At 36.8% G+C, this 21,124-nt stretch carries 17 protein-coding genes; 4 read left to right on the forward strand and 13 right to left on the reverse strand.

Annotation, left to right across the window (positions count from 1 at the left end):
- Nucleotides 1-93 precede the first annotated feature (93 nt).
- From zorA to A6A20_RS07300, 4 genes are read left to right on the forward strand one after another with little or no spacing between them, the layout of a single operon-like run.
- Nucleotides 94-2,235 (forward strand): anti-phage ZorAB system protein ZorA, encoded by a 2,142-nt coding sequence (gene zorA / locus A6A20_RS07285; RefSeq protein ID WP_279572819.1) that lies wholly within the window; start codon nucleotides 94-96, stop codon nucleotides 2,233-2,235.
- Between the two features lie 9 nt (nucleotides 2,236-2,244).
- Nucleotides 2,245-3,003, forward strand: a complete 759-nt coding sequence (locus tag A6A20_RS07290; protein WP_132692083.1) for an OmpA/MotB family protein — start codon at nucleotides 2,245-2,247, stop codon at nucleotides 3,001-3,003.
- Nucleotides 3,004-3,006: 3 nt separating this feature from the next.
- Complete coding sequence (locus tag A6A20_RS07295; protein WP_279572820.1) at nucleotides 3,007-4,482, forward strand: EH signature domain-containing protein; 1,476 nt, start codon at nucleotides 3,007-3,009, stop codon at nucleotides 4,480-4,482.
- Nucleotides 4,483-7,458, forward strand: coding sequence for a DEAD/DEAH box helicase (locus A6A20_RS07300; protein ID WP_279572821.1), 2,976 nt, complete (start codon nucleotides 4,483-4,485; stop codon nucleotides 7,456-7,458). It begins immediately after the preceding gene.
- A gap of 63 nt (nucleotides 7,459-7,521) precedes the next feature.
- On the opposite strand, the gene argA is transcribed toward A6A20_RS07300, so the two are convergent.
- The 13 genes from argA to acuR form a co-directional block, all read right to left on the reverse strand.
- Entirely contained in the window at nucleotides 7,522-8,847 is a 1,326-nt protein-coding gene (argA, locus tag A6A20_RS07305; RefSeq protein WP_279572822.1) for an amino-acid N-acetyltransferase, read from the reverse strand.
- A gap of 73 nt (nucleotides 8,848-8,920) precedes the next feature.
- Complete coding sequence (glnE, locus tag A6A20_RS07310; protein ID WP_481584975.1) at nucleotides 8,921-11,827, reverse strand: bifunctional [glutamate--ammonia ligase]-adenylyl-L-tyrosine phosphorylase/[glutamate--ammonia-ligase] adenylyltransferase; 2,907 nt, start codon at nucleotides 11,825-11,827, stop codon at nucleotides 8,921-8,923.
- An 18-nt stretch (nucleotides 11,828-11,845) separates the two neighbouring features.
- Complete coding sequence (locus tag A6A20_RS07315) at nucleotides 11,846-12,472, reverse strand: HI_0552 family protein (protein ID WP_279572824.1); 627 nt, start codon at nucleotides 12,470-12,472, stop codon at nucleotides 11,846-11,848.
- Nucleotides 12,473-12,490: 18 nt separating this feature from the next.
- Nucleotides 12,491-13,315, reverse strand: a complete 825-nt coding sequence (gene apaH / locus A6A20_RS07320) for a bis(5'-nucleosyl)-tetraphosphatase (symmetrical) ApaH (RefSeq protein ID WP_279572825.1) — start codon at nucleotides 13,313-13,315, stop codon at nucleotides 12,491-12,493.
- Nucleotides 13,315-14,169, reverse strand: coding sequence for a 16S rRNA (adenine(1518)-N(6)/adenine(1519)-N(6))-dimethyltransferase RsmA (gene rsmA / locus A6A20_RS07325; RefSeq protein ID WP_279572826.1), 855 nt, complete (start codon nucleotides 14,167-14,169; stop codon nucleotides 13,315-13,317). Before rsmA ends, apaH begins: the two co-directional genes overlap by 1 nt.
- 218 nt (nucleotides 14,170-14,387) lie before the next feature.
- On the reverse strand, nucleotides 14,388-15,335 hold the full coding sequence (locus A6A20_RS07330; protein ID WP_279572827.1) for a peptidylprolyl isomerase: 948 nt from the start codon (nucleotides 15,333-15,335) through the stop codon (nucleotides 14,388-14,390).
- A 70-nt stretch (nucleotides 15,336-15,405) separates the two neighbouring features.
- Nucleotides 15,406-15,945 (reverse strand): bifunctional pyr operon transcriptional regulator/uracil phosphoribosyltransferase PyrR, encoded by a 540-nt coding sequence (gene pyrR, locus A6A20_RS07335; RefSeq protein ID WP_279572828.1) that lies wholly within the window; start codon nucleotides 15,943-15,945, stop codon nucleotides 15,406-15,408.
- Nucleotides 15,946-16,039: 94 nt separating this feature from the next.
- A complete protein-coding gene (gene purN / locus A6A20_RS07340) occupies nucleotides 16,040-16,678 on the reverse strand; it encodes a phosphoribosylglycinamide formyltransferase (RefSeq protein ID WP_279572829.1) in 639 nt (212 codons plus the stop codon).
- A 6-nt stretch (nucleotides 16,679-16,684) separates the two neighbouring features.
- Nucleotides 16,685-18,112 (reverse strand): dGTP triphosphohydrolase, encoded by a 1,428-nt coding sequence (dgt, locus tag A6A20_RS07345; protein ID WP_279572830.1) that lies wholly within the window; start codon nucleotides 18,110-18,112, stop codon nucleotides 16,685-16,687.
- Nucleotides 18,113-18,136: 24 nt separating this feature from the next.
- On the reverse strand, nucleotides 18,137-19,174 hold the full coding sequence (purM, locus tag A6A20_RS07350; RefSeq protein WP_279572831.1) for a phosphoribosylformylglycinamidine cyclo-ligase: 1,038 nt from the start codon (nucleotides 19,172-19,174) through the stop codon (nucleotides 18,137-18,139).
- A gap of 312 nt (nucleotides 19,175-19,486) precedes the next feature.
- On the reverse strand, nucleotides 19,487-19,942 hold the full coding sequence (locus A6A20_RS07355) for a zinc-binding dehydrogenase (protein ID WP_279572832.1): 456 nt from the start codon (nucleotides 19,940-19,942) through the stop codon (nucleotides 19,487-19,489).
- On the reverse strand, nucleotides 19,894-20,466 hold the full coding sequence (locus tag A6A20_RS07360) for an alcohol dehydrogenase catalytic domain-containing protein (RefSeq protein WP_279572833.1): 573 nt from the start codon (nucleotides 20,464-20,466) through the stop codon (nucleotides 19,894-19,896). Before A6A20_RS07360 ends, A6A20_RS07355 begins: the two co-directional genes overlap by 49 nt.
- A 2-nt stretch (nucleotides 20,467-20,468) precedes the next feature.
- Complete coding sequence (gene acuR, locus A6A20_RS07365) at nucleotides 20,469-21,083, reverse strand: acrylate utilization transcriptional regulator AcuR (protein ID WP_279572834.1); 615 nt, start codon at nucleotides 21,081-21,083, stop codon at nucleotides 20,469-20,471.
- Between the last annotated feature and the right edge of the window lie 41 nt (nucleotides 21,084-21,124).

Raw genomic sequence — 21,124 nt, forward strand, 5'->3', positions numbered from 1 at the left:
TTTTATTTTTACTCTTGTATGAATTGCAATTAATGTGTAGAATTTTTATAAATACTCTTTAATTAACTTTATCTAACCTTAACTTAAAGAATTATGTCTAGTAACACTACGATTGATTTTAACCTTCTTATTCCAAATTTTTCTGAGTTATTTACTAATGGGTGGACAACCACTGATGGCTTTAGTGCGTTGATTGTTGTTATCACTCTGGGCGTTATGCTTTTTTTTGGGCTGTGTGTGATACGTAAAAGTTATAGCATTTTGGGAAAAATAAAATTTTATAAGAAAAAAATAGAAGAAATCTCTCAAGTAAACATTAATGAGAAAGCGAATAAAGTTCGTGAAATCACCAGAGAGATAGAAAGTAATAAAAAGTGGCAAAAATATCTTTATCTTTGGCGTGAATACGATAACTCATTAATTAAAACTGAATCAGGTAATATTTACTCATCATTAGACGCAAGTCATTTCTTCAACAGCCATACCCTAGCCCAAGGTTTAATAGAAAGCCGATTATTTGCTGCTGTGCCAGGAATGTTGACCGCAATAGGGGTATTGGGGACATTTAGTGGTTTACAAATAGGGCTTGCAGGGATCGAATTATCTGATGCAGATAAAATTCAACAAGGTATTGCAACGGTGATTAATGGCGCAACTGTGGCTTTTATGACCTCTGTTTGGGGCGTTGCTACTAGCTTTATATTTAATCTCTTTGAAAAAGTATGTGAGAAAGTCATTCGTAAAAAAATTACCAAATTACAGAATAAAGCTTCAGCATTATTTAGAAATAAAATGGCAGAAGAAAGCCTGCTCAATTTAGAACTAGAAACAAAAGCAAGCAAGGATATCTTAGCGGGGTTAAGTGAAAAAATTGGAAATGAAATGCAAAAAGTCATGGATACAGCTTCACAAACCATTAGTGAGAGTATCGTATCTAGTTTGCATACCACTTTAGATAAAATAGCCAATAATGCAAGTCAAGGTTCTCAAGAAGCATTAAGTACTTTAATTGAAAATTTCTTAGATAAATTTGGCTCTGCGGGAGAAACTCAAAAAGAGGCGATTCATCAAGCAAGTTCCACATTAGCCAAAAGCTCAGAAATGATGATGGAACATTTAAACAATTTTGCTCAAGACCTCAAGGGCCAATTTAGCGAAATAACCTTGCAAAATAGCCATATGGTTGAACAAATGCAATTAAGTTTAGGTCAGCATATAGAACAACAGTCACAAAGTAGTTCAACCAGTTTATCGGAAATAACTCAAACGATTGAGAAATTTACGACTAATTTGCAGATGATGTTAGATAATTTTAACCAACAGAATGCAAATATGACAGAGATGTTAAGTCAAAACTTACGAGAACAATTAACACAGCAACAATCAAGTACGGCAAAACATCAAGAACAATTAACCCAATCTAATGAAGCCTTTTCTAATAAATTAGTAAGTTTATTGGAAAATTTAAACACGCAACAAGGAGAAATGTTGAAATCTGTTGAAACAGCATTAACTGCAAGCATTGAGTCTCAACAACATAAAAATGAACAGCGTCAACACCAGTTGACAGAATTAGTATCTCAATCACAACAATCACAATCTAACTTATTAAAAGATGTGAATGTTTTATTACAGACACAGGATCAACAAAATCAACAGTTATCAATGAGCCTTACTCAATTAATAGAAAGTTTTGCAGGCTTGGTTGAGAGCAATGGTAAAATGTTGGTAGAGTTTAAAACCCTATCCGAGAACATTCACTCATCTTCTGGTGAATTTTCTTCATTATCTCGCTATTTAACTTCAAGTATTCAACAATTTGGACAAGAACTTTCTCAAATATTCGCAATGGTTAGTCAAGTTACTCAGCAGAATCATCAAACTTCAACAACGTTTAATCAAGTGATAGATAAATTATCTATAACTAATACGGAAATGGAAAACTCCGTAGAAAAAATAAAACAAGCTGCTGAAAACTCTAAAGAAGGTTTTAACTTAGTGAGTCAACATTTTAGTCGTTTACCGATAGAGTTAAAACAACATCTTGCGGAATTAAATGATCAAATAAGCGATTTATTAACAAAATATTCTCACCAAGTTGAAACTCAAATTAATGATCGACTTAATCAATGGAATAGTCAAACCAATGAATATACTTCTACGATGACAACTGCTGTTCAGACTTTAAGTGCAGTTGTTGATGAAATTGACACTAAAAATAGAATGAAAAAATAATGGGGCTATATGGGATTGTTAAGAAGAAGTCAATCAGCAGTATCGGTTGATGAAGAGAATCCATATTGGATGTCTTTTTCGGATATTATGGCAAGTTTGTTAGTGATTTTTATCCTTGCTACTGCCACCTTAATTTTGCAATTAACACATTTACAGGAAGAATTAAAAAACAAAAGAGATGAAATTAGCCAAGATATTATTGATTTAACAAAGGCTGAAAGTATTCGCCAAGATCTCTTAAGAGAAATAGAACAAGAACTTATTCAAAACAATATTCCTGTAGAAATTGCAGATAATGATACGGTATTAAGAATTCCTGAACAAGCCTTGGCCTTTGCTTCAAGTAGCGCTGAGATTCCTGTTGAGGCAGAGCAAGTTGTGGAGCAAATAGGTACGGTTATTTATCAACATATTCAGAAACAACAACGTTGGCAATATTTAGACACAATTTTTATTGAAGGGCATACAGATAGTAATCCTTTCCGTTTTAATCCGAGAGGAAATTGGGATTTATCTACTTCAAGAGCAGTATCTGTTTGGTATTACTGGACAACAAAACTTGAGATGGGAGAACAATTAAAACAAATGAAAAATCATACTGGCCATAATTTATTCTCAGTCAGTGGTTATGCAGATACTAGATTAGCTAGAATGGATTGTGCCATCGATGACGAAGAATGCCATAAAAAAAATCGGCGTATTGATATCCGCATTACAGTGAAAAAGCCCTCTATTATTGATTTTCAAGCGATTCAAGAGAAATTTTAGCCTATGAAATTGCCTAAATTATCAATTAATATTAGACCTTGGTCAGAAAATGATTTTACTCAAATTAAGCAATCAATCGTGAAATTAAAAGAACTTAATCAAAAAGTATTAAATTTTAATCATGATGAAATAGAATATAGCCAGAAAATAATTGAAAAATTAAATAGATATGAAGATATTACTCATATCTTACAAAACTCTGCTGATATTAGAATTATTACAAAACTATTATGCTTAAATTTAAAATTTGTTCAGAGAATTCACATCAATCATATTTTATTAGAACATTTATTAACTATTAGTAATCTTATTAGCAAGTTATCACTAATTAACTTAATTAATTCATTTTTCAAATTTTATAATCATTATTACTTTAAAAATAAAGGTAATTTTGATTTAGTATGTGATTTTATTGTTAATCAACTTAACTTGCATATTGAATCATCTAAAAATAAATTGGTAACATTATCCTGTTATTATGATAATGCACATTTATTATTTTGTAGAGATGCCGATCTTAAATTAGTGAATTATGCTGAACAGCATAATATTGATTTTGAACAAATTATTCAAAAATTTGGGCTTGAAAATGTGAGAGATGGTGATTTTATTGAACGTTGTTACCATAAATATTATCTTGAGAAGTTAAAATCTATACCAATAGGAAAAAATCATTCAGTATTAGCAGAAATTGTGAAAGAGCAAGTCGTTATAGCAAAATACGATGAAAACTCTCTATTGGGGCATAAAATATTAGAGATATTAATAGATCGCTCTGCTTATGAAGATAAAGGTATAAGTGCATATTGGAAAAATATTGTACTTGAAATTGCTGGTGATCCGCGTATTCAGGGCGAAAAATATCGGCGTTGGTGGAGTTTTTTAGGCGAAAAACGTATCCAGCTTATGAAAAGTTGGTTAAGTGGCGATGATTTAAAAGTATTCCTCGGTATTTTAGAACAAAGTGCAAAAGATAAACATAATTCTGATATGGAAAGAATGTTTAAACCAAGGAAGTGTTTTATGGAAGGGCTGTTAAGGTCGGGAGTAATTTTAGAATCAAGATTATTTTTAACTCAAGATGCTTCTCATTATGTAAAGCAATACTATCCTCAGCAAGCACGTTTAATGTCTTTTGCCAATGTTAGTGGTCATGCATCAATTATTTATTTAAAATTAAAAACCTCAAGAGATAATCAATACTTCCATTTAATTGAAGGGACTCATAGCTTTAAATTAAAGTTAATGTCTTATCTACCTTCCGAGATGAGAATTACAGATTACAGCAAAAAATATTATGGCTTAAATAATTTTTATGGAATAGCTCCTATAGAACTGACACATGATATTCATCTAAATTGGCAGAAAAAAGCTATCGATGAGTTTAAAAATGTAGGCATAAAAATTGATCCTAGCGATGTTCTATCTGATGATGATTATTATATTTATAAAAATAAGTTTGGAATAGGGTATTATTAAATGAAGGTGTTAGAGTGGATTAAAGAACTATTTGATAAACATAGTCATTTAAATAATATTAAATGGAAAATTGATAAGATTAATATTGCTGAGGGAATAAATTTTGTTTTACCACCTGAAGCTAATGATTCTCTAGAAAACTATATTCTTAATAATTCATTATTTGCAGCACAATATGTTTATTTAAAAGATCTCTATGATCGAGAACTTGCTACTAAAATACCTAATGGTTTTACAGTAAATTCTGAAACAATCGCGTCATTAAGTGATGATTTTGCTCAGTTATTCGATTTCCCACCTCTATTTAAAGGGCAATATGAAGCAAATATTCACAATAAAATTTCACAGGCTTCCTTTAGAGTAAACTATATTTTGATTATGGAAGATGGACAAAAAATTTTTCAGTATGAATTAACAGGTCCTTTCTTAAAAATCAGCGACAATGAAATTTATCGCTTAAATTTGGCAGATTGGCAAGCACTATATGCTTTACATTGCCATCAAAATTTACCCTTATCTCAATATAATGAATATGAAAATGCTCAATTAGTGTATCAATTACAATTAGCAAGAAAGAACGGAATGCCGGTAGATCTTCGACATTTTGATAATAATGATATTGAAGTACTTAAACCCAATTCTATTGGTGTTGCGATGCAAACTTTACCTGATGGTAGTTTAGAATTAATTCCTAATATAAGAAATATTGATATTGAAGAAGTAAGACAGCGTACAGGACAATTATCACAAAATAATACTTGCCTATTAAGGGTAAATAAAAAGATAGTTTTATTTGAACCAAAACAGTTAGAAGCAATGCAGGAGATTCTAAGTAAAAAGCAAATACCAAAAGAGCAAGTAACACATTTTATTGCTTCACCTTCTGCTTATTTAGATGCCTCCTTGATTGATTTAGATCTAGGTTTTTCTTTACGAGCCTATGGTGCTGAAAAGTTTTCTCATTTTTATGCTGGCGAGGTAGAGAAATCAAATATTGACTGGTTTTATCAACAAGGAAAAATAGAATCAGTCAAAGTATTAAATAATATTATCAAAGATATTGCACAATTAAATGACATTGAAAATGATATTACAAAAACCTATGAAGCAAATGCTCAGATTTTAAAGGTAGAAAATCGTGAGATTGATATATCAGATCGTGAAGAAGTAGAAGAAACGCTTAATAAATTAAAAAACAAATTTTCATTTGATTCTCAATTAGATAATCAAGAGAAGCAAGAAGAAAACCACAAAAAAGAAACGATAGTTATAGATATTGAAAAGAATGATGATGAAATGGGGTTTTCCGATTATGAACATAGGCATAATTTAAATATTCAACAACAACGTTTTGAGCGAGATAACTTAAAAAGAACACCTTATCTTCATCAAGAAGAAGGTATTCATTGGTTATTAGTACATATAGAAAATTCTAAAGGCGCATTATTGGCAGACGATATGGGATTAGGCAAAACTTATATGACCTTAGTTGCCATACATGAACAATATTGTCGATGTGAAAAACAGGATAAAACTAAAAAGCCAATTCTTATTGTTGCTCCTTTAAGTTTATTAGAGAATTGGCGAGATGAAGTTGATAAAACTTTTATTAAATCGCCTTTTAAAGATGTTATTGTTTTACAAGCTGAAGCTGATTTAAAACGATTTAAAGCACATAATCAAAAAGAAACAAAGGCTATTCTAGAGGAAGATAATAATGTTGATTTAGAAAAATTAACCTATTCTTTAAAAATAGGTAATGGTTATTCTATTAATAGATTAGATATGCCATCTCGTTTAGTGCTAACAACTTATCAAACTTTAAGAGACTATCAATTCTCCCTTGCATTGGTTGACTGGGGAATGGTGATATTTGATGAAGCTCAAAATTTAAAAAATCCAAATACTTTAGCAACAAGGGCAGCAAAAGGATTAAAAGCGGATTTTAAATTACTTGCCACAGGTACACCTGTTGAAAATAGCTTAAAAGATTTTTGGTGTTTAATGGATACCGCTACACCAGGGCTATTAGGTGCCTGGCAAGATTTTAGAGAACAATATATTCAACCTATTATTTCCGCTAAAAACGAAGACGTTTTTGCTAAAAAAATTGAAATAGGTAAGCGGCTTAGACATAAAGTTGGAAATTTTATGCTAAGACGAACAAAAGAGGAAAATCTTAAAGGTTTGCCAAATAAAATAATTTATACTGGTGATGAGCAAGATCAGGATAAACATTTTCTTCCAATTCTTGCAGCAGAAATGAAGACTCAGCAACTTTATGCTTATAATGAAATTATTGAGAAAGTTAACCAATGTGATATTGAGGATAAAAGAAAGTTAATTTTATCAAGTTTAAGAGAGTTAAAAGTAACAAGTATTCATCATCAATTAAATATTAATGATAAAAATATTGTTAATAATGCTTTTACTTCCGTAAAAATAAAAACTTTGTTATCAATTTTAGATTTAATAAGAGAGAAAAAAGAAAAAGCGATTATTTTTGTAGAAACTAAAATTATTCAGTCATATTTAACCGCACTTATTGCTCAAAAATATAAGATAATTGTTGAGATTATTAATGGTGAAACTCAAGCAGTATCTAAGAAAGCAAATAAAAAAACTAGAAAGTCTATTATTGATAACTTTCAAGAAAAAGAAGGATTTAATATTTTAATTATGTCTCCTATTGCAGCAGGTGTTGGCTTAACAGTTGTAGGGGCAAATAATGTTATTCACTTAGAAAGGCATTGGAACCCAGCGAAAGAGGCACAAGCCACCGATAGAGTTTATCGAATTGGTCAAACAAAAACGGTTAATGTTTATTTACCAATGGCATTGCATCCTAATGCTATTTCCTTTGATTTACAGTTAAATCGCCTGCTTAATAAGAAAGTTGATTTAAGCAATGCAATAGTTGAAAGCTCAAATGATACAAACCTATACGAAGAGTTTTCCTCTTTATTTGCTAAATAATAGGGTTGTTTTATATTTTTCAAAAACTGACCTCACTTTTTAAATAAAAGTGCGGTCAGTTTTTCAATTATTTTCTTGTTCAAATAATGGCTTAATCAGGATTTTTGAACGCCGTTGGTGGTTGTAGTGTTGGCGTTTTTCCTCGGGGAGATCGTTGAGGTTGGCGAGGCGGAAACCTCGTTCTTGAAACCAGTGGACGGTGCGGGTAGTGAGGACAAAGAGTTGTTCTATGCCCTGTTGTTTTGCTCGTTTTTGGATTGCCTCAAGGAGAATATCGCCTCGGGCAGAATTGCGGTAATCAGGGTGGACGGCGACACAGGCCATTTCTGCCATTTTTTCTTGTGGGTAAAGATTTAAGGCGGCACAGGCGATAATTGTGCCATCACGTTCAATAATGCTGTAATGGCTAATTTCCATTTCTAATTGCTCACGCGAGCGTTTGACTAAAATGCCTTGTTGTTCTAATGGGTGGATAAGCTCAAGCATACCAGCAATATCTTGTGCGGTGGCAATGCGGACGGTTTCTGAACTTTCCATTGAAAGCTGAGTACCAATCCCATCTCGTGAAAATAGCTCTTGCAATAATGAACCGTCTTCGGCATGGCTGAGTAAATGGCAACGTTTAACCCCTGCCCTACAAGCCTCAATGGCTGATTGGAGAAAGCGAGCTTGTGAGCTGTGATATTGTCCCTGTTGAATAAGCTGTTGTAAGTGTAATTCCGCTTGTTGTGGCAGTAGGTCAGCGATAACCTGTTGATTTTGATCTAAAATGCCTTGTTGTTCACAAAATCCGATCAATTTTTCGGCTTTAATTTTTATGGCGATTTGGGTGGCAATTTCTTCAAAGGGAAGATTAAAGGTTTCGCCTGTTACTGAGGGAGCTATTGGGCTAACCAACACAATGGCGTTTTGTGCCAGTTGCTGTTGGATACTTTCGCTGTTAATACGGCGTAATTTGCCTGTGAGCATATAATCTACGCCGTCATCAACGCCAATAGGTTGAGCAAGAATAAAATTACTGCTTACCACGTTAATTAATGGGGCATTATGTGGACGTAGGGATAAGCGTGCAGTAATGTCGTATTGTAAACTGCCTACCACTTGTTTGACTAAATTCAGGGTTTGGTGATCGGTAATGCGGATATTTTTATGATAGAGGCAATCTATCCCCTGTTGCTCTAATTGTTGATTAATTTGATGTCTTGCACCAAAGACAATCACCAATTTGATCCCTAGGCTATGCAATAAGCTAATATCACTGATGATATTGATAAAATTGGGGCTAGCAATACTGTTACCGTCCAGCATTATCACAAAGGTTTTGCCACGATGAATATTCACATAAGGGGTAGATTGACGAAACCATTGTACCAATTCTGTACTACGCATAAGATCCTCTATCTTTATATTTATTCATTAAAATTGAATTTATATTCATTTTAAGTGATTTGCAAGTAGAATTTTATTCATTAAACAGCTGTTGCCAAAGTTGTTGGATAAAATCACGTTGCCAGACGAACTGATCGGCACTGACAATAGAGGGTAAGCCCAATAAATTCAGATGATGAATTTGGTTGCGTAAGCTGGTATAACATTCTTTCAGTTTTTCCGCACAATCAGGGATAATTACTTGGTATTGTGCCATAATGTCAAAAATACGCACATTATCCGACCATTGAGCTAAACTTGGGTTTTGTGGACTATGGGCTAGCACTAAATATTGAGCGATAAACTCAATATCGGTTATCCCTCCTTGATCTTTTTTCAGGTTAAATTGGCTTTGATCTTTACTGGCTAAATGCTGATACATTTTTTCTCGCATTTCTCGTACGTCTTGTTTAAGTTTGCTTTGATCTCTTGGCATTGCCAATACGGCGGTGCGAATTTGCTCAAAGCGTTGGCGTAATTCAGCATCGCCATAAACTGCTCGGCTACGCACAAGGGCTTGGTTTTCCCACGTCCAAGCCTCGTGGCGTTGATAATGTTCAAAGGCATTGATTGTACTAACTAATAATCCTGATTCGCCAGAGGGGCGTAATCGCATATCTACTTCGTAAAGCACGCCTGCACTGGTATTGATATTAAAAATGCTAATGATTTTTTTAGCCAGTCGTAAATAAAATTGGCTACTATCAATGGATTTTTTACCGCCAACGGTTTGTCCGTCAGCAGGAGCATTATAGAGAAAAACTAAATCCAGATCGGATTTGTAGCCCAATTCAATCCCGCCTAATTTGCCATAACCGATAACCAAAAATTGACGTTGGTTATCCACTAAATGATCAGGAACACCATAGCGTTGGCTCAGCTGTTGCCAAGCGAGATTGACTACAGCTTCAATAATGGCTTCTGCTAAGAAAGTGAGATGATCGCTCACTTTCATCACAGGCAAAATGGCAAGAATATCTGCGCAGGCAACGTGAAATAATGCGGCATTTTTAAATTGACGTAGGGCATCAATAAATTGTTCTTCATCATCTTGCGGTAATCGTAATAAATATTGTTGTAACTCCGCAGGATATTGTTCAAATGTCGGCAAATTGAGTAAGGCTTTTTGATCCAATAATTCATCAAGTAAAATGGGGTGGCGTGCCACTTGTTCGGCAATCAGTTGGGATTTTGCACAAAGTTGTAATAAACGATGAAGTGCCGCAGGATTTTCTAATAATAATTCTAAATAGGTGGTGCGAGTAAGGGTTTTCTCAATAATGGTTAAGATACGAGGTAATAAAGTGCGGTAGTTTTTATGGCTAAATATTTGTTGTAACAATTTAGGCATAAGCTGATTAAGCACTTCTCTGCCACGATTACCCATGGGGCGGCGTTCGCTTTCTTGTTTGAATTGATGAAGTCGGTTAAGTAATGGTTGAATATCTTCATCTTGTTGAGGTTCATCAGCAGGCAATAACTGGATAAATTGTTGCGGATCAAGCTCTTCTTCAAACATATCTTGCCAAGGAGCAAGGTTATCAGGCACAGGTTGTTGCGGTTCGTTGCCAATTAATTGATCAAAAACCGACCGCACTTTTTGTTGATGCTGTTGTAATACTTGGTAAAAACTTTGCCAATCCGCAATAGGGTATTGTTGCTCAATAATGCCTTGTGGCTCATTGCCCTGTTTAAATTTGGCACAGGCTCGCACTAAACGCTGTTGATCCTGTGGATTGCTTGGTAAAGTTTGGGTTTGTTGGTCATTAATGGCTTGTAGCACATTTTCCACATGGCGTAAAAACAAATAGGCTTGTTGTAATTGTTGGCTTTCTTCTTGAGAGAGTAAGCCCAGTTTACTTAATAGCGGTAGAATTGCCAAAATGCTTTGTTGTTGTAGGCTTACCTCTCGTCCACCACGAATTAATTGAAACACTTGAGCAATAAACTCAATTTCTCGGATACCACCTGCCCCTAATTTAATATTATCGGTTAAGCCACGCCGTCTAATTTCTCGTTCAATTTTGCTTTTCATATCGCGTAGTGCTTGAATGGCACTAAAATCAATGTAACGGCGATAAATAAAAGGACGCAATAACTGGCGTAATTGCGGTTGATAAGGGCAATTTGCATCTTCCCCCAGTATTCTGGCTTTAATCATTGCGTAACGCTCCCAATCTCGCCCTTGCTCTTGGTAATAGGTTTCCATCGCATTAAAACTAAGCACCAAAGCACCGCTATCGCCGAAAGGGCGTAACCGCATATCTGTGCGGTAAACAAAACCATCGGGTGTACGTTGGTCAAGGGCGTTAATTAAGCGTTGCCCTAATTTGGTAAAAAATTTCTGATTATCTATACTCCGTCTTGCCCCTTGTGTTTCTCCTGTTTCTGGATAAGTAAAAATCAGGTCAATATCGGAGGAAAAATTTAGCTCTTTGCCACCCAGTTTTCCCATACCAAGAATAAGTAGCGGTTGAGCAATGCCTTGTGCATTGGTGGGGGTGCCAAATTGTTGGCAAAGTTGCTGATATAGCCAATCACGACAAGCGATAATACAAGCCTCTGCCAATTCTGATAGGCGAATAAAAATTTGCTCAACGCTGGCAAGGTTAAGGCTTTGACAATAGCTCAATTTTGCCAATTCACGATGACGAAATAGGCGTAATTGCTGATAAAGTTGGTTTTCGTCTGTTAGGTTGTCTAACTGGTTTTGCAAGCGAGTTAGATAATGTTGGCAATCGGCAAATTGGATAGGTTGTTGCAAAATTTGACGAAAAAAATCCCCTTGTTTTTGTAAACAGCTGTACAAGAAATCCGATTGCTTTATGGCATAAATTAACGCGTTTTCAGTTTGTGGTGTTAATGTAGCAAGGCAATCAGGCTCAAGCAGATGACGTTGTAATAATTGATAAAATTTTTCTTGTGCGGTGCTGTTTGGCATAATCATTTCCTGTTAGGGTTAAAGAGGGGATTGATGACATTTTTCATATAAGGGCAATAATTGCCGAATAGTTTGGCAAATAAATTGCTGGCTATCAATATGATCTAATTGGGCTTTTTCACAATTTTTGCCGATACAATAAAAATCCTGTGCTTGCTCTAGGGGTAATTGTTGTGGCGAAAGGCTACTGACCAGCGGAAAATCATTATATTCACTGTCATCGCCTCGCCAAATTTCAAAGTCGCCATATTGTTGATAATCCAGTTGTTCAAGCCATTGATTATATTGCTCAAGGGTAAATTGTGAACGATTAGCCCGATAGCTATGCCAATCTAGGCAAACTTGCAAACGGCGGCGATTAAGGATAACTGATAAAATGGTGGCAGAATGTTGATAATATTCATATTTAAAAAACGCAAAAAAATGCGACCGCACTTGCCAGCCATTTGTCCAGCTTTCAATATGTGGCTTAGCAAAAGGCGTGCCTAATTGTGCGGAAACCTGCTGAATAAGGGCTTTCCATTGTTGCCAAGCCTGTTGATATTCCTGCTTGAGAGATTGTAGCCGTTGGGGTTGGAATTTTTTGATTTGGGCAAATTGGAAGAAAGGTTGATTAAAGAGTTCACAAGATTGTGCGGATAACATTACTTCCTCCTTGCGAGTTTAATGGCGATAATCTTTTAACGCAGGTTGCACAAAATATTGTTTATCTTCCCAACGTAGCAGGGTCATTTTATTATTCCAGACACAGCCTGTATCTAAGGCATAAATATGGCTTGGGGTTGCCACTTCCGCTAAACTTGCCCAATGCCCAAAAATAAGGTTGGTTTGTTGATATAAAGGATTGGCGAGCTTAAACCAAGGTTGCAATGGCGCTGGGGCTTGTTGGGGCGGTAATTTACAGGCAAAATCAAGGCGACCGTCAGGATAACAAAAACGCATACGGGTAAAGACATTAATAATATAACGTAAGCGTTCAATGCCCGTTAATTGTGGCGACCAATAATCAGGCTGATTATCGTACATTTGGGCAATAAGCTGTTGGTAATCGCCTTGTTGTAGTACTTGTTCCACTTCCTTGGCACAGGCTTTGGCTGTGGTTAAATCCCATTGTGGACTAATGCCAGCGTGACTAAGCACAAAATCTTGTTGTGGATTATGGATTAATAGGGGTTGCTGACGTAACCAATCTATTAATTCCGCAAAATCAGGGGCAGCGAAAATCGCTTCAACCCGATCTTTAGTTTTGATTTTTTTAATGCCTAGTGCAGTGGCAATAAGGTGTAAATCGTGATTGCCTAATACCGTTTGAGCTGCTTTGCCAAGGGATTTTACCAAGCGTAAACATTGCAAGGATTTATCGCCTCGTGCCACCAAATCGCCCACTAAATAGAGTTTATCTTGGCTAGGATCAAACTTGACCTTTTCTAATAAGCATTGTAATTCATCATAACAGCCTTGTAGATCGCCAACAAAATAGGTTGCCATTAGTCCTCCAAAGCCCCTTGAGTTGGTTCGGCAGGGGGATTATCTGCCAACCAATTAGCTAATTTTGCATAATCCGCAATGCTTAAATTTTCCGCTCGTGCATTTAAATCTATACCAAGTGCGGTCAAATTTTCCGCCGAAAATAAATGGGATAAGGCGTTGCGTAAGGTTTTACGCCGTTGATTAAAGGCTTGGCTACATACTCGGTTTAACCACGCAATATCTTTTACAGGGTAAGGTAATTGTTGGTGTGGCACTAAACGCACCACCGCAGAATCCACTTTCGGTGCAGGCTTAAAGGCAGAAGGCGGCACTTCTAATACTGGCATTACTTGACAATAATATTGTGCCATAATGGTTAAGCGTCCGTATGCCTTGCTATTAGGACTCGCACATAAGCGTTTTACCACCTCTTTTTGCAACATAAAATGCATATCTTGGATAAGATGATGATATTGAAAAAGATGAAACATTAAGGGCGTAGAAATGTTATAAGGTAAATTACCAAATACCCGAATTTTTTGTTGCTTACTGGCAAGTTGCTGTTGTTCAAACAGTTGGGCAAAATCAAATTGCATCGCATCAGCTTCAATAACCTGCAATTTTTGCTGTAAAAACGGATGATGACGTAAACGCTTGGCTAAATCTCGGTCTAATTCAATGACCGTAAGTTGATCCACCTGCTCTGCCACAGGTTCAGTTAATGCCCCTAAACCCGGACCAATCTCAAGTAAAAACTGATCAGGTTGTGGATAAATCGCCGCCACAATACTTTGGATAATGTGCTGGTCATGTAAAAAATTCTGCCCAAAACGTTTACGGGCGGTATGACCTAAATGGGTTTTTGTATTCATAATATGACAATTTTGTATTCATTGATCTTGGCTGAATTATAAAACAAAAGTCTAGCGGCTGACAAACGTTGGGGGAGGGGAAATATAGTCGTTTCAATTTAAAATGAGACAAGGCGGTACGCCGAAGACAGTACAAGTAGTACGGCGAGGCGTACCAACGCTGTATCATTTTAAAGTGGGACGACTATAAAAATCCCAGCTAAGCTGGGATCTCTTGATTAATCATTAATATATTTTATATCCGCCCCTCGGCGTAAGCCTTTAACCCAATTTTGTGCTTCTTCTTGTAATTGAGCATTTACTAATTGTTCATAGGCTTTTTGGCGATAAGCACTTTCGGTTACATCGCTTTGGCGTTTGCCTGTAACCTCTAAAATATGCCAACCAAATTCTGTTTTAAAGGGCTGAGAAATTGTTCCCTGTTTGGTATTGAGAATGGCTTGTTGGAAAGCTGGGACATACATATCAGGTAAGGCATAACCAAGGCTTCCGCCATTTGCACCAGAAAGGTAGTCTTTAGAATAATCTTTGGCGGCTTGAGCAAAGGTTATTTTATTTGCCAAAATATCAGCACGAATTTGGTTTAATTGTGCTTTCGCTTGATTATCATTAAGTAATGGATTTAATTTCAATAGAATATGGCGTACTTCATATTCAGGGGCGGTAACTTCTTTGAGTTTACCTTCCTGTTTGGCTTGGCTTAGCATTTTATCCGCAAGGTTTTCCACTTGCTCTCTGGTTACATCAAGATGACGCCCAAAATTTTGCTGGCGTACTGCGTCCATTAATAATTGGTTAGCAATTTGACGGCGGTAACTATTGATATCAATACCTTGGTATTCCACTGCATCAAGGAATTGTCCATAGGTTAAGCCATTTTGTGCCGCAATATTTTCAATCACTGCATCAATATGAGCATTGGTAATTTGTACCCCAGAATCTTGAATGGCTTTTTGTACGAGAATATCGTCAATCACTGAATTTAATGCCACTTGACGGTTTGCCTCAGTATTGGCTTTTTTGCCTAAAGCACGTTTAACTTGGCTTTCTAACACAGGGATACCATCAACCGTAGCCACCACTCGTTCTTGAGCATAGGCTGAGGTAGAAATCATAAATAAGCTGGCTAAAGCGAATAAAATAGAGTTAAAAAAAGGCTTTTTCATTGTGTTATTCCATTCCTTTCATTATGAGAATTAGACGTTATTTAGAGCATTGATTTATTAAAAGGTTCCCTTATTTTGTGATTAAGGCAACTTCGTTGCAACCGTCAAATTTTGCGGTGCGTACCTGCACTTTTTCATTGCGACTTGTTGGCACATTTTTCCCCACATAATCGGCACGAATGGGGAGTTCTCGATGACCTCGATCCACAAAAATGACCAATTCCACTTTCGCAGCTCGCCCAAAATCTACGAGGGCATCTAATGCCGCCCGAATGGTTCTGCCAGTAAATAACACGTCATCAACTAAGATAACGATTTTGTTTTGAATATTGAGATAATCAGATGCGCCATGATAAACAGGAGATTGGCTAGCAGGTTCAGCATATTCAAGATCATCACGATAAAAGGTAATATCCAAATCCATTGAAGGAAGTTCCTGTTGAGTGAGATCAAAAATTTTGCGTTTAATAAATTGGGCAATTTCTGCACCACGGCGTTTAATTCCCACGATAATAATATTATCTAGGTTTTGATGCTTCTCAATGATTTCATGGGAAATGCGTGAAATTGTGCGTTGAAACTGATTTTCATCAATGATGATTTTATCCATTCTTTCATCTCTGTAAGCTAAAATGCAGTCAGAATAGCATAAATCAAGGTAAAACGGTATAGTTGCTATTCTGACCTAAGTTGTTTTGTTGAGGTTATTCAGGGGCATAGCCTTGTGCTGGCAAAGGTTTGCCGTCTAAATAGGCTTGGTTATCTTGTAATACTAAGCGACCTCGCACAAACCAATCAATTACTAAGGGATAAATGGCGAATTCCTGTTGTTTGACCCGTTGTTCTACATCTTGTACATTATCCTCGGCAAAAATTGGCACTTTCGCCTGTAACACGATTGCCCCACCATCAACCTCTTCATTAACAAAATGAACGGTAGTGCCGTGTTCTGTTTCGCCTGCCTCAATGGCTCGTTGATAAGTATCCAAGCCCGGGTATTTAGGCAATAACGAGGGGTGAATATTCAAGATTTTACCGGCAAAGCGTTGGGTAAATTGTGGAGTAAGAATTTTCATATAACCCGCAAGCACGATTAAATCCGCTTGTTGTTGTTCAATATAATCGGCAATCGCCATATCCATAGCGAGATTATCGTTAAAGTGTTTGCGTAAAAAAACTTGGGTAGGGATATTGGCTTGACTGGCACGCTGTAACCCAAATGCCGTTGCTTTATTACTGATCACCGATACAATTTGCCCAGCAATTTTTTGTTCGGCACAAGCATCAATAATGGCTTGTAAATTTGTGCCTTGTCCTGAAATTAATACAACAATTTTTTTCATAGTTATTTAAATATGATAGCCCGATAAAGTGGTATAAAGATCATGTGCGTAGCTGTCGGTCATACCGGAAATAAAATCGGTAACCATCAGCAAGCGAAGATATAATAAATAATGTGAATTATCTTGATGATCAGCGGCAAAACGGCGATAAATCTGTTTATGGCTTTCGGAAATTAATGCCACTAATTTTTTATCTAATTTATTATGAATATTATTTAAATCAGAATAAGGTAATACGGCTGCAACAAATTTATTCAGTAGAAAGGTGAGTACGCTATGCCCTGAAATTTCTAGTTTCAGAATATGTTTATTAGAGAAAATATAATCTAAGGCAAATTGTCTGAGGAACTTGTGCAAAGTTTCCGCCCAACTGCCTTTAAATAAATCCGCATTATAATTGCCCTGCATAATGGCGGAATAATGATGATTAAAGGAAAAAGAGGCAGCATAAATCAGTTTTTTCCGAATATCAAAGAAACATTGATTAATCAATTCCTCTTGGTTACTGTCTTCTTGATTTTTAGTTTGTTGCTTATGTACCTCATTTAAATATTTATTTTTATCATTATTTTTTTGATCTTTTAAATTTTCCCATTGCTGATTAAATTCTGTTAATTTTTGTTTAAAAAAATCAAAGCTAAATAATTCTTTTTTAAGAGCATCTTCAATATCGGCGGTTAAATAAGCAATATCATCAGCTGCCTCTAAAATAAAGGTAAGAGGGTGTCTTGCTTTTTCTACCCCTGTAAGTGCGGTTACTTCTGCAAAAATTTTTTGTTCCGCTTGGAAATAGCCCATTTTTTTCTCTACCAACTTGGCATTTTGTTTATCATAAGTCTCGGTAGAAGAACGGGTATATTTAATCATGGTATTAATGGTAGCCGCTGTTAAGTGCATACCCGGATCGCCAGAAAAATTATGTAATTTGGTTACAATCCGTAAGGCTTGAGCATTGCCGTCAAACTGAATAAAGTCCGATAAATAATGGGCGAGAAAATACTCTATATTAATATTTTCTAGCATTTTTTGTTGTAACATTGGGGCTAAATTGGTCGCAAACCAATGGCGAATAATATCTTCGCCAAAATGCCCAAAAGGGGGGTTGCCAATATCATGCAACAAACTGGCACATTCTAGGATACGACAAATGTCCTCTTTCCTTTCATTTAAGGTAGGAGCGTCCTCCCCTTTGTGATATTGTATGATATTACTGGCTAGCTCTCGTGCTAACATTGCCACTTCAATGGAATGGGTTAGCCGAGTATGCACAAAATCATGACGTTCAAGGGGAAATACTTGGGTTTTATCTTGTAAACGGCGAAAGGCAGGGCTAGTAACAATTCGCTTATAATCGCTGTCAAAGGCAAACTCTTTGCTACCACGATTTTCGCCACCGATACGTTGTGAATGTAATAATTGTTGCCAATCAAACATGGTTTTCCCCTTGTTGATATGCGGTTAGTTAATGATAACCTGAGCTTCACCTGTTTCCGCTTGTTCAATTTTACCAATTAACCAAGCCTGTTCGCCTGCTTGCTGTAATAGTGCCAAAGCATTTTCTACTTGCTCACTTGGTAAAGCAATCACCATACCCACACCGCAGTTAAAGGTGCGATACATTTCGTGGCGAGAAATATTGCCCTGTTGCTGTAACCAAGTAAAGATCGCAGGCCATTGCCAGCTTTGCTCATCAATCACTGCTTTGGCATTAGCAGGTAAAACACGTGGAATATTTTCCCAGAAACCACCGCCTGTGAGATGAGCAATAGCATGAACCTCAGTATGTTTAATCAAGTTCAAAATAGATTTTACATAAATTTTGGTTGGGGCTAATAAATGATCCGCTAAGGATTTCCCCGCTAATTGCTCGCTTTGTGGATCAACACCTGCCACATCAAGCACTTTACGGATTAAGGAATAACCATTGGAATGTGGACCACTTGAGGCTAAAGCAATAAGACTATCGCCAGCTTTTACTTTACTTCCGTCAATAATCTCCGCTTTTTCTACCACACCTACACAAAAGCCCGCCAGATCATAATCGCCTTGATGATACATACCCGGCATTTCCGCCGTTTCACCGCCCACTAAAGCACAACCTGCTTGCTCACAGCCGTTGGCAATGCTTTTTACCACTTCTGCCGCAACATCAACCTCAAGTTTACCTGTGGCATAATAATCAAGAAAAAACAGCGGTTCTGCTCCCTGTACTACTAAATCATTGACACACATTGCCACTAAATCAATACCAATGCCTTGATGACGTTGTAAATCAATGGCTAAACGCAATTTTGTGCCTACGCCGTCAGTACCAGATACCAAAATCGGCTCTTTATATTGGCTTGGGATTGCACATAATGCCCCAAAACCGCCTAATCCACCAATAACTTCAGGGCGAGTAGTGCGTTTAACATCCGCTTTAATGCGTTCCACTAATTCATTGCCAGCGTTAATATCCACACCAGCGTCTTTATAACTTAATGATTGTTTGCTCACAGAGGATTTCCTTCACGATTAATAAAATAATTGCGAGAAATTATACCTATTTAAGCAATCGTTTGCGATAGGAATTTTTGTACAAATGTAGTTTGTCAATATTTTATTGTGGTTTGATAGTCGTCCCAATTTAAAATAATACTGTGTTGGCACGCCTTGCTGTACTATTTGTATTATCTTTGGCGTGCCAGCTTGCCTTATTTTAAATTGAAACGACTATAACTACCTATTTAAATAAAAAACTAAAACACGCTGTTTTTAGAGAATTCTTAGGAAAAGTTGTAAACTAACCTAGAGTGTATTATCAAAGCCCTATTTCCCCATTTCCACCACCACTCTGCCACAGGTATCGCCATTAAGCAATTTATAAGCATAATCAATGGCTTGTTCTAAGCGGATAGTTTGGCTGGCTTGGTTGAGTAGGCTTAGATCGAGTTGGCTTAGTTGTTGCCATGCCTTAAGGCGTGTTTCTTTTGGACACATTACACTGTCTATGCCAATTAAGCGAATACCACGCAAAATAAAAGGGGCGACAGTGGCAGGAAAATCCATACCCTGAGCTAAACCACAACAGGTTACTACGCCACCATATTGTGTGCTTGCGCAAGCATTTGCCAAGGTATGGCTACCGACACTATCTATCACGCCAATCCAACGTTCTTTCATTAAAGGTTTAGCGGGTTCGGCGAGGTCTTGACGAGCGATAACCTCCCTAGCGCCTAATTGACGTAGCCAATCCGCTTGTTCTGGTTTGCCTGTTGAAGCCATGACTTCATACCCAGTTGTGCCAATATGGCAACGGCAAAACTGCCTACGCCGCCTGTCGCCCCTGTTACCAGTATGTTTCCTGACGAGGGGCTAATGCCTTGTTGTTGCAATGCCATAACCGACAACATTGCGGTATAGCCAGCCGTACCGATTAACATTGCTTGTTGTGGCGAAAGGGATTTGGGGAGGGGAATAAGCCATTGTGCTTTAAAACAGCCAAGTTCCGCTAAACCGCCCCAATATTTTTCGCCAACGCCCCAGCCATTGAGTAATACCTGATCACCGATTTTAAAAGCATCAGATTGGCTTTTTAATACTGTCCCTACACAATCAATACCTGCCACCATGGGAAATTGGCGTACCACAGGGCTTTTGCCCGTTATGGCTAGAGCGTCTTTGTAGTTAAGGGTAGAATAATCAATCTTTACTAACACCTCCTCCTGCGGTAATTGGCTTTCTGCAATGAGCTGAAGCGTAGCTTGATAATGTTGTTGATCTTTGTCAATTATAATCGCGTTGAACATCGTTATCTCCCTAATAATTGTTTGAAATAATAAATAAAATGATCTAATGGCTGACTAGATTGGCTAAGTTTGGCGCGCATCACTGCCCCCTCCCAGCCAATCCAAAAGAATTCTGCGAGGGCTTGACAATCTAATGTTGCGGAAATTTGTTCAGCTTGTTGGGCAAGGGATAAACATTGCGCTACTTTGCTCTGCCATTGTTGCAAAATCTGTTGCAGTACAGCTTGATAATCTGAGGGCAATAATGTGCTTTCTTGTGCCACATTGCCGATTAAACAGCCACGTTTAAAAGCATATTTTTGCATACCTTGACAGCAATCTTGCGTGAAATTAAATAGGCGTTGTAAGGGCGGAACATTTTCTGCTAAAAGAAAGCGATCTAATTTTTTAGCAAAATATTCGCCGTAGCCCTGAATAACTGCCAACCCAAAGTCTTGTTTATTTTTAAAATGATAATAAAAAGAGCCTTTAGGTACGTTGGCTTGTTGCAAAATCCCATTAATATCGGCATTGAGATAGCCTGTTTCTGTCAACCACGCAATACCTGTGCGGATTAATAAGGTTTTCGTATCGTTATTTTCGGCTCGTTTTTTGATTGGGCGACCACGTTTTTCCATAGCGCATTATTATGATTGGACTGAATAGTCTAAAATATTAT

The sequence above is a fragment of the Volucribacter amazonae genome, assembly GCF_029783845.1.
Taxonomy (GTDB): domain Bacteria; phylum Pseudomonadota; class Gammaproteobacteria; order Enterobacterales; family Pasteurellaceae; genus Volucribacter; species Volucribacter amazonae.